General features: G+C 70.5%; 17 protein-coding genes and 1 pseudogene. 16 read left to right on the top strand and 2 right to left on the bottom strand.

Annotated elements, in window-relative coordinates; genetic code table 11:
• The first annotated feature begins 26 nt into the window (after positions 1-26).
• Both KOI47_RS20930 and pdxS read left to right on the top strand, forming a co-directional pair.
• Positions 27-1,130: an ArsR/SmtB family transcription factor gene (locus tag KOI47_RS20930; protein WP_232376141.1), complete on the top strand. Its 1,104-nt coding sequence runs from the start codon at positions 27-29 to the stop codon at positions 1,128-1,130.
• Positions 1,131-1,213: 83 nt separating this feature from the next.
• Positions 1,214-2,128, top strand: coding sequence for a pyridoxal 5'-phosphate synthase lyase subunit PdxS (gene pdxS, locus KOI47_RS20925; RefSeq protein ID WP_216206145.1), 915 nt, complete (start codon positions 1,214-1,216; stop codon positions 2,126-2,128).
• A gap of 52 nt (positions 2,129-2,180) precedes the next feature.
• Here pdxS and KOI47_RS20920 read toward each other — a convergent pair whose 3' ends face one another.
• Complete coding sequence (locus KOI47_RS20920) at positions 2,181-2,813, bottom strand: TetR/AcrR family transcriptional regulator (protein WP_216206143.1); 633 nt, start codon at positions 2,811-2,813, stop codon at positions 2,181-2,183.
• Between the two features lie 109 nt (positions 2,814-2,922).
• On the opposite strand from KOI47_RS20920, the gene KOI47_RS35760 reads away from it, so the two are divergent.
• Both KOI47_RS35760 and KOI47_RS20915 read left to right on the top strand, forming a co-directional pair.
• Entirely contained in the window at positions 2,923-3,108 is a 186-nt protein-coding gene (locus tag KOI47_RS35760) for a hypothetical protein (RefSeq protein ID WP_232376140.1), read from the top strand.
• Between the two features lie 11 nt (positions 3,109-3,119).
• Positions 3,120-3,659 (top strand): annotated as a pseudogene (locus KOI47_RS20915) (amidohydrolase family protein); the annotation flags it as partial.
• 115 nt (positions 3,660-3,774) lie between these two features.
• Here the strand turns inward: KOI47_RS20915 and KOI47_RS20910 are convergent.
• Entirely contained in the window at positions 3,775-4,344 is a 570-nt protein-coding gene (locus tag KOI47_RS20910) for a helix-turn-helix domain-containing protein (protein WP_216206135.1), read from the bottom strand.
• A 68-nt stretch (positions 4,345-4,412) separates the two neighbouring features.
• On the opposite strand from KOI47_RS20910, the gene KOI47_RS20905 reads away from it, so the two are divergent.
• The 12 genes from KOI47_RS20905 (at position 4,413) to secD (ending at position 13,695) form a co-directional block, all read left to right on the top strand.
• Complete coding sequence (locus KOI47_RS20905; RefSeq protein WP_216206132.1) at positions 4,413-5,132, top strand: AzlC family ABC transporter permease; 720 nt, start codon at positions 4,413-4,415, stop codon at positions 5,130-5,132.
• Positions 5,133-5,140: 8 nt separating this feature from the next.
• Positions 5,141-5,452, top strand: a complete 312-nt coding sequence (locus KOI47_RS20900) for an AzlD domain-containing protein (protein ID WP_216217436.1) — start codon at positions 5,141-5,143, stop codon at positions 5,450-5,452.
• A 93-nt stretch (positions 5,453-5,545) separates the two neighbouring features.
• Positions 5,546-6,163, top strand: a complete 618-nt coding sequence (gene pdxT, locus KOI47_RS20895; protein ID WP_216206129.1) for a pyridoxal 5'-phosphate synthase glutaminase subunit PdxT — start codon at positions 5,546-5,548, stop codon at positions 6,161-6,163.
• Positions 6,164-6,199: 36 nt separating this feature from the next.
• Entirely contained in the window at positions 6,200-6,949 is a 750-nt protein-coding gene (locus KOI47_RS20890; protein WP_216206126.1) for a YebC/PmpR family DNA-binding transcriptional regulator, read from the top strand.
• 54 nt (positions 6,950-7,003) lie between these two features.
• Positions 7,004-7,525, top strand: a complete 522-nt coding sequence (locus tag KOI47_RS20885) for a DUF4262 domain-containing protein (protein WP_216206123.1) — start codon at positions 7,004-7,006, stop codon at positions 7,523-7,525.
• 130 nt (positions 7,526-7,655) lie between these two features.
• Positions 7,656-8,594, top strand: a complete 939-nt coding sequence (locus KOI47_RS20880) for an endonuclease/exonuclease/phosphatase family protein (protein ID WP_232376138.1) — start codon at positions 7,656-7,658, stop codon at positions 8,592-8,594.
• A gap of 7 nt (positions 8,595-8,601) precedes the next feature.
• Positions 8,602-8,787 carry a DUF1737 domain-containing protein gene (locus KOI47_RS20875; RefSeq protein ID WP_216206121.1) on the top strand — a complete coding sequence of 62 codons (186 nt, stop codon included), beginning with the start codon at positions 8,602-8,604 and terminating at the stop codon, positions 8,785-8,787.
• A gap of 107 nt (positions 8,788-8,894) precedes the next feature.
• The gene (gene ruvC / locus KOI47_RS20870) at positions 8,895-9,575 is read left to right on the top strand and encodes a crossover junction endodeoxyribonuclease RuvC (protein ID WP_216217434.1); all 681 of its coding nucleotides are present in this window, start codon (positions 8,895-8,897) and stop codon (positions 9,573-9,575) included.
• Entirely contained in the window at positions 9,572-10,177 is a 606-nt protein-coding gene (gene ruvA / locus KOI47_RS20865) for a Holliday junction branch migration protein RuvA (protein ID WP_216206119.1), read from the top strand. Before ruvC ends, ruvA begins: the two co-directional genes overlap by 4 nt.
• 8 nt (positions 10,178-10,185) lie before the next feature.
• Complete coding sequence (gene ruvB, locus KOI47_RS20860) at positions 10,186-11,247, top strand: Holliday junction branch migration DNA helicase RuvB (RefSeq protein WP_216206117.1); 1,062 nt, start codon at positions 10,186-10,188, stop codon at positions 11,245-11,247.
• A 129-nt stretch (positions 11,248-11,376) separates the two neighbouring features.
• A complete protein-coding gene (gene yajC, locus KOI47_RS20855; protein WP_216206114.1) occupies positions 11,377-11,784 on the top strand; it encodes a preprotein translocase subunit YajC in 408 nt (135 codons plus the stop codon).
• 186 nt (positions 11,785-11,970) lie between these two features.
• Positions 11,971-13,695: a protein translocase subunit SecD gene (secD, locus tag KOI47_RS20850; protein WP_216206112.1), complete on the top strand. Its 1,725-nt coding sequence runs from the start codon at positions 11,971-11,973 to the stop codon at positions 13,693-13,695.

The raw sequence follows: 13,695 nt of genomic DNA, 5'->3' as shown, positions 1-13,695 counted from the left end.
TGGGTCTCCTCGCGCCGGTGTCTGGTGTGTCCTCGATCACACACCTGATCGCCATTCCCGGCAAGGCCGGACGGTTCCTTGCCGCCACCTGGCGTAAGCACTCGCCGCTAGGGTGGAGCCGCGGGCACGGGGGAGGAGGGTGCGTGCTGGAACTGGCGTTCTCGGCCGAGGACCTGGCCCGGACGCGGTTCGCGATCTCGCCGGTGTGGGAGGCCGTGGCCAGTGTCCGGGTACTCGGCGCGCCCGGGGCGCACGCCCTGCACCTGCCCTGGGTCAAGCGGGTCCGGACCCGGCTCCACCGGGACGGCCCTGATCTGGGGCTGCTGGCCGCTCTCGTCGGGCCGGCAGGAAATCTGCCCGGTTTCCTGGCGGCGACGCCGGAGTCGCCGCTGCCCGAGCTGTCGCGGGAGCTGGCCCTGCTGCGCCGGGCCGAGCCTGCCACGGTGCGTGCCGACCTGGAGGAGCTACCGCAGGCAGGCAGCCCCGAGGTGCGGCGGCTGTACCGCGATCCCGCCGCCGGCCTCGAGCGGCTCGCCGAGCTGGTCGAGGCCTACTGGGAGGTGGCGATCGCGCCGGACTGGCCGCGGATCCGCGCGCTCTGCGAGGGTGACGTGCTGTACCGCTCCCAGTTGCTCGCCGCGGGCGGGGCGGAGCGGCTGTTTCACGATCTCGCCCCGGAGCTGCGCTGGAGCGAGGGCAGGCTGAGCGTGCGGCACCGGCGGCTTGCCGACACCCGCGCGCTGGAAGGGCGCGGCCTGGTGCTGGTGCCCTCGGTGTTCGCCTGGCCGCGGGTGTTCTCCAAGACCGACCCCCGCTGGCAGCCGGTGCTGCGGTATCCGCCGCGCGGGATCGGCACACTCTGGGAGCGGGGCGGCACCGAGGCGGAGGGGGCGCTGGCGGCGGTGCTGGGCCGGGCCAGGGCGACCCTGCTGGGGGAGCTGGCCGCCCCGGCGTCCACCACCGAGCTCGCCCGTCGGACCGGGCTGTCCGCGGGCGGGGTGTCCCAGCATCTCGGGGCACTGCGGGCCGCGGGCCTGGTCAGCGCCCAGCGTGCAGGCCGGGTCGTGCTGTACGCACGCACCCTCGCGGCGGACGGCCTGCTCCGCGCGGCCGGCGAAGTGGACTGCTGAGATTGCCGTTCACTGGACTGGGGCGCGGTCCACGTCCGGCCTAATCTGGATGTTGACCCATTCTCCGTGGAAAGGCTCCTGCCGTGAACGACGTCCAGACCACCAGCACGACCCAGCCGGAGACCGGCACCGCGCGCGTCAAGCGCGGGATGGCGGAGATGCTCAAGGGCGGCGTGATCATGGATGTGGTCGACGCCGAGCAGGCCAAGATCGCCGAGGACGCGGGCGCCGTCGCGGTGATGGCGCTGGAGCGCGTGCCCGCCGATATCCGCGCGCAGGGCGGGGTGGCCAGGATGAGCGATCCCGACCTGATCGAGGGGATCATCAACAAGGTGTCCATCCCGGTGATGGCCAAGGCGCGGATCGGGCACTTCGTCGAGGCGCAGGTACTGCAGTCCCTCGGCGTGGACTACGTGGACGAGTCCGAGGTGCTGACCCCGGCCGACTACGCCAACCACATCGACAAGTGGGCCTTCACCGTGCCCTTCGTCTGCGGCGCCACCAACCTCGGCGAGGCCCTGCGGCGGATCACCGAGGGCGCGGCGATGATCCGGTCCAAGGGTGAGGCCGGTACCGGGGACGTCTCCAACGCCACCACGCACATGCGCAGCATCCGGACCGAGCTGCGCAGGCTGTCGGCGCTGCCCGAGGACGAGCTCTATGTCGCGGCCAAGGAACTGCAGGCCCCGTACGAGCTGGTCAAGGAGGTCGCCGAGCGCGGGAAGCTGCCGGTGGTGCTGTTCACCGCCGGCGGGATCGCCACCCCGGCGGACGCGGCGATGATGATGCAGCTCGGCGCCGAGGGCGTGTTCGTCGGCTCCGGCATCTTCAAGTCGGGCAACCCGGCCCAGCGCGCCGAGGCGATCGTCAAGGCCACCACCTTCCACGACGACCCGGACGTGCTCGCCAAGGTCTCCCGCGGCCTTGGCGAGGCCATGGTCGGGATCAACGTGGACGACGTGCCCGAGCCGCACCGGCTGGCCGAGCGGGGCTGGTGACAGCCGGACGATCGTCCCGTGGCTTCCGCGGATATCAGCGCCACCGGAGCGATCACCGGTAGGCACGAAGGAAGGCCCGCACACCTTCCCGCAGTATCGCGGGTATGTCCGGCGATCCTTCGGAAAACCACGGGTTCGACTTGTTGAGCGCCAGCAGCATGGTGAGCGCGACGAAATGATCCGCGGCCACCGCGGCATTGGGAACGGTGAGCAGGCCCGCGGCGCCGAACTCGGCCAGATACCCTGCCAGGATCCGCTCCGCGGGCTGCCCGCCGTGCAGATCGGCGAGCGCGCCTCCGGGATGCCCGGCTAACAGCCGGTGCAGGGTCGCGTAGTTCGATGACTTCAGTGTCGAGTCGGCCAGATCCTGCGCGAATCGGCGCAGGCCGGGCTCCAGGTGGCGGGGTTCGGTGATCGGTGCCAGCCGCCGCTTCGCCGTGGCCTCGACCTCCTCGTGCAGGGATCGACGCAGATCCGCCACGATCGTGGCGAAGATCGCCGCCTTGCCGCCGAAGTAGTCATACATCGTCCGCTTGGACACGTCCGCCTCCGCGGCGATCGCGTCCGTGCCGGCGGCCTCATAGCCGACCTCGGCGAACAGCTTCCGGGCCGCGGCGAGGATCGCCGCTCGCTTGCGCGGGTCCCCGTCACGCAACGGCCGATCAGTGCCATGTTCGAGGGTCATCAGCTCCCCAGCCGAGGTTCGTCGTGATCGCGTCGGTCCGGCTGCGCGTACACTCGTCAGTGTAGCTACACCGATCGGTGTATGTCTGACCGGAATGGGGTTTTCGGCGATGCGGGCTCAGAGATTCGACGTCATCGACGCCCATCAGCACTACGACACGGGCCTCGGCCTGTCCGCGCTCGGGGTCGGTCCGGGAGAAGCGGAGGGCCGGGCGGAGACCGAGATCGCGTCCCGGCTGTCCACGATGGACGAGCAGGGGGTGAACGGCGCGGTGGTGCTGGCAGGCAACGGCTAGTCGAGCCGCTTTACGGCGAGGCAGGGCGCGCCGAGGTCGATCGGTGTGTGGAACTCGGCCTCGCCGGCATCGGATTCCACAACGGACAGCAAGGTGTATCGATCGACAGTTCGCTGATGGTGAGCCTGCTGGAGAAGATCGGCGAGGCCGGGCTGGTGCCGTTCGTGCATGCCCTCGGCAACGAGCTGGAGACGTTGTGGCAGGTCGACTCCGTCGCGGCGAAGCTGCCGGATCTGCCCATGGTCGTGCTGGATGTGTTCCACGACGTCAACCAGGTGCGGGCACTGCCGGAAGTAGCCGAGCGCCGCCCGAATCTCGTGTTCGACCTCGCATTGTCGGTGAGCTTCGAGTTCATGGGACTTCGCCAGGTCCGCGCGATCGGCGCCGACCGGTTCGGCTACGGCACCGACTTCTACTCCTGGCCGACCGTGACCAAGCCGTTCGGGAAACAGCTCACCGAGATCGTCGAGGCCGACCTCGACGAGCAGGACAAGGTGGCCATCCTCGGCGGGAACATCCGCAGGGTACTCGGCCGCACCCCCGCGGCCTGACCGGACACAACCCCAGCTCAGCCGGCGTGTTTGCCCTCCACGTACCCGTGTTTGCTCCCCACCTACGTGCGTTGGCCGTCCACGTAGGCGAGTTTGCCGTTCCCGTACCAGCCGGTCAGACGTGCTCGGAAACCAGCACCGCGACCGTGCCCGGCTCCAGGGCATGGAACACATGTGGCAGGTCCCCGGGGTAGGCGACGTAGTCCCCCGGCGACAGCTCCACCGGCTCCGTGCTGACGCCGATCAGCGCCCGCCCCGAGCAGAGCACGACATGCTCGACCACGCCGGGCATATGCGGGTCCGACTCCCTCGGCGCTCCCGGTTCCACCGTGATCAGGTAGAGGTCCCGTCGCGCGTTCGGCGGGCAGGAGGCGAGCAGGGTGGCCACGTAGTCGGCGTGCTCCGAGGCCACCGCAGGTCCCTCGCCCGCCCTGATCACGCGCACCCGCGGCCGTGGCGGCTCCACCAGCCGGGAGAACGGCACGTCCAGGGCCACCCCGAGGGCCCACAGCGTCTCCACGCTGGGATTGCCGGTCCCGGTTTCCAGCTGGGAGAGCGTCGACTTGGCCACCCCGGCTCGCCGGGCGACCTCGGTGAGCGACAGCCCCGCCCGGGCGCGTTCCCGGCGTAACGCCTCGGCGATCACCTCGAGCGGCGCGCCGCTGCGGGCCTCCTCCTTGGTCATGTGTTCGCTCCAGCGGTCTGCTTGTTCGGCTTGACGAACGGTGTCCGGATTGTTCAGTATAAACATCGATGCGTTCGATACGGCGAACACTGGATCGTGACCTGATCCGCGATATCGGCCTGGTCTGCCTCGCCGACGGGGTGGTGGGCATTTCCTTCGGCGCCATCGCGGTGAGCTCGGGCTTCCCGCTGTGGTTCCCCATGCTGCTGTCCCTGCTGGTCTTCGCGGGCGCGGCACAGTTCCTCTTCGTGGGCGTCGTCGCCTCAGGGGGTAACCCGGTCGCGGCCGTGCTCGCCGGCCTGCTGGTCAACGCGCGGCATGTCCCCTTCGGCTTCGCGGTGGGCGAGGTGCTGGGCACCAGCTGGGCCCGCAGGGTGGCGGGCACCCATCTGATGATCGACGAGACCGTGGCCTTCGCGCTGGCCGAGCGGGAAGGGGAGCGGCGCAGGGCCGCGTACTGGGCCTGCGGTATCGGGCTGTTCCTGTGCTGGAACCTCGGCGTCGTGATCGGCGGGTTCGGCGGTGCCGCGATCAGCGACCCCGCCGCGCTCGGCCTGGACGCCGCCTTCCCCGCGGTGCTGCTGGCGCTGCTGCTGCCCTCGTTGCGCGACCCGGCCGCGCTGCGCGCCACCCTGATCGGCGCGGCGATCGCGCTGGCCACGGCGCCGTTCCTGCCCGCGGGGCTACCGGTGCTGCTGGCGCTGGGCGGCGTGCTCGCCGCCTTCGGCGCCGACCGGCGAAGCGCGGGGCCGAACGAGTCCGCGTGCAGAGAGGAGACGCCGTGCTAGCCGACCCGATGACCCTGGTGGTGGCCACCCTCGTGCTCGGCGCAGGCACCTTCGCCTTCCGGTTCGCCGGCCCGGTGCTGCGGGCGCGGGTCAAGCTGTCCGAACGGGCGGAGAAGCTGATGGTGACCTCCGCCGTGGTGCTGCTCGGCGCCCTGGTGCTCACCCAGACCTTCATCGCCGACCAGGAGTTCGCCGGGTTCGCCCGTCCAGCGGGTGTGCTGGTGGGTGGCGTACTGGCCTGGCGCAAGGCCCCGTTCATCGTGGTCGTACTCGCCGCGGCGGGCACCGCGGCCGGGTTGCGGCTGCTCGGCGTGCCCTGATCGAGGCCGGGGACCCGCACCACCTTCCCGCGCCGGTAGGGTTGACCTGCGGGATCGGCGGAAGGAGTCCGACGTGGTCGAGGTGTGGCAGCGGTGACGGCACGACCGGTGGTGGGGGTGCTGGCTCTGCAGGGCGATGTGCGTGAGCACGCCACGATGCTGGAGAACGCGGGCGCGCGGGCCGTCACGGTCCGGCGGCCGGAGGAGCTGGCGGCCGTGCACGGCCTGGTGCTGCCGGGCGGAGAGTCCACCACGATGTCCCGGCTGCTCGGCACCTTCGAACTGCTCGAGCCGTTGCGCGCGCGGATCGCCGAGGGCATGCCAGCCTTCGGCTCCTGCGCCGGGATGATCCTGCTCGCCAGGCAGGCCCTGGACGGGCGGCCCGACCAGCACCAGCTGGACGGGCTGGACATCGTCGTGCGGCGCAACGCCTTCGGCAGGCAGGTTGACTCCTTCGAGGAGGACCTGGACTTCGCCGGGATCTCCGGCGGTCCGTTGCACGCGGTCTTCATCCGCGCTCCGTGGGTGGAGAAGACCGGCGACGGAGTCGAGGTGCTCGCCAAAGTGCAGGACACCCCCGGCCGCGGGGGCGCTGCGGATAGGATCGTCGCGGTGCGGCAGCAGAACGCGCTGGCCACTGCCTTCCACCCGGAAATCACCGGTGACGAGCGCGTGCACCGGTTGTTCGTGCGCATCGTGCGGGACGCGTAGCGCCGAACTGGACCTGATCGACGACATGGAGGAGAGATGAGCGGCCACTCCAAGTGGGCCACCACCAAGCACAAGAAGGCCGCCCTCGACGCCAAGCGTGGCAAGCTGTTCGCGAGACTGATCAAGAACATTGAGGTCGCCGCGCGTTCCGGCGGGGGTGACCCGGAAGCCAACCCCACGCTGTACGACGCCATCCTCAAGGCGAACAAGAACTCGGTGCCCAAGGACAACATCGAGCGCGCGCGCAGGCGCGGTGCCGGTGAGGAGGCCGGCGGCGCCGAGTGGCAGACGATCATGTACGAGGGCTACGCGCCGAACGGCGTGGCCGTGCTGATCGAGTGCCTCACCGACAACAAGAACCGCGCGGCGAGCGAGGTGCGCACCGCGCTCACCCGGCACGGCGGCTCGCTGGCCGACCCCGGCTCGGTGTCCTACCTGTTCACCCGCAGGGGCGTGGTGATCATGCCGAAGAACGGGCTTTCCGAGGACGACGTGCTGATGGCCGTGCTGGACGCGGGCGCGGAGGAGGTCAATGACCTCGGCGAGAGCTTCGAGATCATCTCCGAGGCTACCGACCTCGTCGCGGTCCGCTCCGCGGTACAGGAGGCCGGGTACGAGTACGAGTCGGCGGACGCGAACTTCCTCGCCTCGGTCAACGTGCCGCTGGACGCGGAGGGTGCCAAGAAGGTGTTCCGGCTGATCGACGCGCTGGAGGACTGCGACGACGTGCAGAACGTGTTCGCCAACTTCGACGTCTCGGACGAGGTACTGGCCGAAGTCGGCTGATCCGCCGGATTACCGGGGCGTAGGCACTGGGCGTGCGCGGATCGGTACGGCAGAATGTCCGCCGTGACGGCCGAGATCCTGACCTCAGAAGAGGAAGAGCTGCGTGAGTGGATTGTTTCCCAGGGCGAGCAACGGGGAAACGCCGTCATCTCGGTGAGCAGGGACGAGAACGGGGCGGGGTATGCCTTCACCGCCTGTGCCTGGGCCCTGCACGAGGTTCCCGAGGCGGTGGTCGTCGGCCTTCCGGAGGAGATCGCGCCGGTGCTGCTGGACGCCTATGTGGACCGGGCGGCCGCGGGTGAGCGGTTCGAGTTCGGCAAGGTTTACGACGACTTCTTCGAGGGCGTGCCACTGACCTTCGAGCAGGTCGCGAAGGGTCACTACCCGGAGTTCTTCGGCAGCGCGTTCCTGGTGTACCCGGATGGCGACTTCCCGGCCGTGCAGATCATCGTGCCGACGCCGGAGGGCGTGTGGCCGTGGGAGGAGCACGCCCCGGAGGGCTTCGCCGCCTGGCAGCCGGTGCTCACCGTCAGCGGCGTCCCGGAGAGCTGGACCCCCGGCGTGGACGGTCCCTGACTGTCCACAGTAGATCGACGCGGTTGTTGGGCGGGTGTTCGCCTCCCCGCCACCTGCCGGTGAACCCGTGCACACGGGCGGCCAGCAGCCTCGGACCCGGTAGTCGAAGACGATCTGCTGGGGAGTTGTCGTGACCGATGATCGGGCCGGGGTGTCCCGGCGGGGCGCGCTCGGGATAGCCGGGGCGGTGGGTGTCGCCGGGATGCTGGGTTCCGCAGGTACCGCGCAGGCCGAGCCCGCGCACTGGCCGGGACGCCGGTTGATCGGCCCCGCGTACGGGGACGACCTGCATGTCATGTCCTTCAACATCCGCTACGACGCGGGCGCGGAGCCCGGCACGCCGGACTCATGGACCGACCGCAGGCCGGTGCTGGCCAGGCTGCTGTGGCTGGAGCGGCCGACCGTGCTCGGCGTGCAGGAGGCGCTGTATCACCAGGTCAAGCAGGTGAGCGCGGACCTACCGGGGCACTACGACTGGATCGGCCTCGGCAGGGAGGGCGGCAGCCGCGGCGAGTTCATGGCCGTCTACTACGACACCCGCAGGGTCGAGCCGGTCGACTTCGACCACTTCTGGCTCTCCGACACCCCGAAGGTGATCGGGTCGGCCTCCTGGGGCAACACCGTGGTCCGGATGGTCACCTGGGTGCGTTTCCGGGACCGCCGCGGGCGCGAGTTCGTCCACGTGAACACCCATTTCGACCACCGCTCGGAGAACTCGCGGCAGCGCAGCGCCGAACTGGTCGCGGAACGGATCACCGGATTCGACCCCGGCCTGCCGGTGGTGCTGACCGGGGACTTCAACACCCCGGCCGAGGACTCGGAGTCCTTCCGCATCCTCACCGCGGCGGGGCTGGGCGACACCTGGCACACCGCCGACCGCAGGCTCACCCCGGCCTGGGGCACCTTCGGCGGTTACCGGGAGCCGGTGCGTGGTGGTACCCGGATCGACTGGATCCTGGCCAACCAGGGGATCGACGTGCGCGCGGCGGCGATCAACACCTTCACCCTGCGCGGGCGCTACCCCTCCGACCACCTGCCCGTCCAGGCCCTGGTGCGGTTGACGGCATGATGGGGGCATGAGCGAGCCGCCGAACGGAAAACTCCGCTACCGCCTGCTGACCGGCCCGGACGACGCGGCGTTCTGCCGCCGGGTCAGCGAGGCCCTCGCCGAGGGCTACCAACTGCACGGCAGCCCCGCCGCGACTTTCAACGGCGAGTACGTCGTGCTGGCCCAGGCCGTGGTCTGGCCGCAGGAGCGGTGACCGCGGTCCGGCGAGTCCTCAGGCCAGGGGCGGGGACTCGCCGGTAGGGTTCACCTCGAACTGGTGTTCGCGGCCTCGAGGTGGGACAGGTGCAGGTGAAGGACACGATGCGGGTGCTCGGGGTGGACCCCGGGCTGACCCGCTGCGGCCTCGGCGTCGTGGACGGCGGAATCGGCAGGACGGTCAGCTGTGTGGCGGTGGACGTGGTGCGCACCCCCGCCGACGCGGAGCTGTCCGCCCGGCTGCTGCATGTCTCGGAGCGGGTGGAGGAGTGGCTGGACACCTACCGGCCGCACGCCGTCGCGGTGGAGCGGGTGTTCAGCCAGCACAACGTGCGGACCGTGATGGGCACCGCCCAGGCGGGTGGCGTGGTGGCGCTGAGCGCGGCGCGGCGCGGGCTGCCGGTGGTGTTCCACACCCCGAGTGAGGTGAAGGCGGCCGTCACCGGATCGGGCCGCGCGGACAAGGCGCAGGTCACCGGCATGGTGACCAGGCTGCTCAAACTCGCCGAGAAGCCCAGTCCGGCGGACGCTGCCGACGCGCTGGCCCTTGCCATCTGTCACCTGTGGCGGGAACCGATGCGGGCGAAGGTGGCCGAGGCCGAGGCGCGGGCCGCCGAACTGGCCCGCAAGCACAAGGCGCGGCTGGCCGCGGCGACACGGAAGGCCAACTCGCCTACGGGAACGGCCAACTCGGCTACGCAGGCGGCAAACTCGGCTACGCGAACGGCCAACACGACTACGTGGACGGCAAACACGATCAATGGCACGACAGGCGGTGGGCGATGATCTCCTCGGTGCGCGGCGAGGTGCTGTCCGTGGGCCTTGACCACGTGGTGGTGGAGGTCGGCGGGGTGGGGCTTGCGGTGCAGGCGACCCCGGCCACCCTGGCCACGCTGCGCCGGGGCGAGCAGACCCTGCTGCACACCGCGCTGGTGGTCCGGGAGGACTCGCTGACCCTGTTCGGTTTCGCCGAGCTCGAGGCCCGGGAGCTGTTCGGCCTGCTGCAGACCGTCTCCGGGATCGGCCCGCGGCTGGCGCTGGCCGCGCTGGCCGTGCTCGACCCGGACAAGCTGCGCACCGCGCTCGCCGAGGGCCACATCACCACGCTCACCCAGGTCCCGGGGATCGGCCGCAAGGGTGCCGAACGGCTGACCCTGGAGCTGCGGGACAAGGTGACCGCCACCGACGAGACCGCTGGTCCGGAGGGCACGGCCGCCACCGGGGCGGGCGCCGCGGTCCGCGCGGAGGTCGTGGAGGCGCTGGCCGGGCTGGGCTTCCCGGCCAAACAGGCCGAGCAGGCGGTGGACAAGGTACTCGCGGCCGACGGCGCCGCGGACACCTCGGCGACCCTGCGGGCCGCGCTGACCACCCTCGGGCGTAAGCAATAGGGGCGTCCATGCACGATGAGCAGGTGACCGACTTCGAACCGGCCGACGAGACCGCCCTCTCCGCCCTGCCGCACCGCGGCGAGCACGAAGTCGAGACCACCCTGCGTCCGCGCAAGCTGGCGGAGTTCATCGGGCAGCCCAGGGTGCGCGAGCAACTGGACCTGGTACTGGCCAGCGCGCGCATGCGCGGCGTGCCGCCGGACCACGTGCTGCTGTCCGGCCCGCCGGGGCTCGGCAAGACCAGCCTGGCGATGATCATCGCGGCCGAGCTGGACGCCACGATCCGGGTCACCTCGGGACCCGCGCTGGAGCGCGCGGGCGACCTGGCCGCGATGCTGTCCAACCTCGCCGAGGGCGACGTCCTGTTCATCGACGAGATCCACCGCATCGCGCGCCCCGCCGAGGAGATGCTCTACCTGGCGATGGAGGACTTCCGGGTGGACGTGGTGGTCGGCAAGGGGCCGGGGGCGACCAGCATCCCGCTGGAGATCGCCCCGTTCACGCTGGTCGGCGCGACCACCCGATCCGGCTCGCTGACCGGCCCGCTGCGCGACCGGTTCGGCTTCACCGGGCAGATGGAGTTCTACCACCCGCAGGAGCTGGAGCTGGTGGTCCGCAGGGCGGCGACCATCCTGGACATCACCGTGGACGAGGACGCAGGCGCGGAGATCGCCCGCCGCTCCCGCGGCACCCCGCGGATCGCCAACCGGCTGCTGCGCCGGGTGCGGGACTATGCCGAGGTGCGTGCGGACGGCGTGGCGAGCAAGGAGGTGGTGCGCGCCGCGCTGGAGGTCTACGACGTGGACGAGCTCGGGCTGGACCGGCTGGACCGCGCCGTGCTCGGTGCGCTGGTGCGTTCCTTCGGCGGCGGGCCGGTTGGCGTGTCCACGCTCGCGGTCGCCGTGGGGGAGGAGCCGACCACGGTGGAGGAGGTGTGTGAGCCCTACCTTGTGCGCGCCGGTATGCTCGCACGGACTCCCCGTGGCCGGGTCGCTACCGCGACCGCTTGGGAGCACCTCGGGTTGCAGCCGCCCGCGGGAACGGTTGCGGAGCCGAGTTTGTTCGACTGAACAGGGCCAGGGGAGCACCGACCAGCACCAGGTGCTGGCCTTCCCGGTGGCACCTGGCACACTCGATAGAGCACATCCACACAAACCGGACGCCATCTCCAGGCACGAGCGTCCGTCGAATGGAGAATTATGGAAGGCCTATTCCTGCCGCTGCTCCTGATGCTCGTCGTGGCGATTCCGCTCATCATGGGCACCCGCAAGCAGAAGAAGGCGATGGCGCAGCAGCAGGAGCTGCAGAACAGCCTGTCCGACGGGGACCGGGTGATGACCACCTCCGGCCTGTACGCGACGGTGGCTGACGCCAGCGACGAGAGCACCATCGACCTCGAGATCGCCGATGGCGTGGTGACCACCTGGCTGCGCCAGGCCGTGCGGGAGAAGATCAACCCGGTGCTCGACGAGGACGGCGACGAGGACACCGAGGACGAGGCGGTCGCCGAGACGAACTCGGCCGCGGACACCGAGCGTGACACCGAAGCCGATGAGGAGAAGCAGGGAGCGCAGGTCGCGCCCCCGCTGGAACACGGCAAGAAGTAACGGAGCGTGCGCCTCAGCCTGATCGCCCATGCGCCTCGCCACGTGTGGGTGAGGGCCCAACGCTGGGTTCACGCAGCACCGAGTAGGGTCTCGGTGCTGCGTGTGTGTCGGCCGTCTCACCGGGTGGCCGGGCACGGGCAGGGCACCGACAGCTGACAGGACCCAGTTCGAGGAGTACGACCGACCGTGGCACCTCCGGCCGGGCAGATCCGCCCGGGACGCTATCTCGCCTTCTTCGTCCTCATCGTCGTCGCGCTGTACGCGCTGGTGTTCTTCACCGGCGACGGGCAGCCGAAGCCCAAACTGGGCATCGACCTGCAGGGCGGTACCAGGGTCACCCTGACGGCGCGCACGCCGGACGGCAACGAGCCGTCCCGCGAGTCCCTCCAGCAGGCACGTTCGATCATCGAGACCCGGGTGAACAGCATCGGGGTCAGCGGTGCCGAGGTGGTGGTCGACGGCAGCAACCTGGTGATCACGGTGCCCGGTGAGGAAGGCGACCAGGCCAAGAACCTCGGCCGGACGGCCAGGCTGAACTTCCGCAAGGTGGTCCAGGCGGTACCGGCAGGCCAGCAGGCCCCGCCGCCGACAGGGCAGTCCAGCCCGCCCCCTTCCGGCGACCCCTCAGCCACTGGCGAGCCTGGAGCGGGCCAGCCCGAGGGCGAGCAGGGCCAGCAGGGCGGCGGTGGCGCGCCCGCCGGGGCGCAGCCCGCGCAACAGCCGGACAACGACGACGGCAAGATCGACGCCGAGACCGCCAAGCAGATCCGCGAGGCCAAGGAGTACCGGCAGGACCCGAACCTGGTTCCGGCCGATCCGCAGGACCAGGCCGCGGCGGCGCAGGCACAGCAGCTGCAGCAGCAGGCGCTGGCCCGGTTGCAGTGCTCCCAGGCGGACCCGCTGCGCGGGAACGATGATCCGGAGTTGCCGCTGGTCACCTGTAACCAGGATGGCACCGAGAAGTACGTGCTGGGCCCCAGCTTCCTGCCGGGGGACCAGATTTCCCAGGCCACCGCGAACCCGCCGCAGCAGGGCAGCCCCGGCTGGGAGGTGAACCTGGAGTTCAACTCCGAGGGCACCACCAAGTGGGGCGAGTTCACCTCGGCCAACGTCGGCGAGCGGGCCGCGTTCGTGCTGGACACCCAGGTCGTCTCCGCGCCGAACATCGAGGTCGCCATCCTGGACGGCCGGACCCGGATCACAGGGAATTTCACCCAGGCCGAGGCCAGGGACCTGGCCGAGGTGCTGAAGTACGGCTCGCTGCCGCTGTCCTTCACCTCGTCCGACGCGAAGACCGTTTCGGCCACCCTCGGCCTGTCCTCGCTACAGGCGGGCCTGATCGCGGGCGGCATCGGCATCGCGCTGGTGTTCGTGTACTGCCTGTTCTACTACCGCATTCTCGGCGTGCTCACCGTGCTCTCGCTGTTCCTCTCGGCGACGGTCGTGTACGCGGTGCTGGTGCTGCTCGGCCGATGGATCGGGTTCACCCTCGACCTCGCCGGGGTCGCCGGGTTCATCATCGCCATCGGTGTCACGGCCGACTCCTTCGTGGTGTACTTCGAACGGCTCAAGGACGAGATGCGGGAGGGCAGAACCTTCCGCTCCGCGGTGTCCCGCGGCTGGGTACGGGCCCGGCGCACCATCCTGGCCTCGGACGCGGTGCTCTTCCTGGCCTCTGCCGTGCTGTACACCCTCGCGGTGGGTGAGGTGCAGGGCTTCGCGTTCACCCTCGGCATGTCGACGGTGCTGGACCTGAGCGTGGTGTTCCTGGTGACCCACCCGCTGGTGGCACTGATAGCGAAGTCGAAGACCCTGTCCAGTCCCAAGCTCTCCGGGCTGGGAGCGGTGCAGCGGCTGGGTGCGAATCGCCGGCAGACCAAGGGCGTCGGCCCGGCCGTGAAGGAGGCGTGA

Source organism: Amycolatopsis aidingensis (assembly GCF_018885265.1).
GTDB classification, from domain to species: Bacteria; Actinomycetota; Actinomycetes; order Mycobacteriales; family Pseudonocardiaceae; genus Amycolatopsis; species Amycolatopsis aidingensis.
The sequence above is the reverse complement of the archived record's forward strand: the minus strand, read 5'-3'. Positions and strand labels throughout refer to the sequence as shown.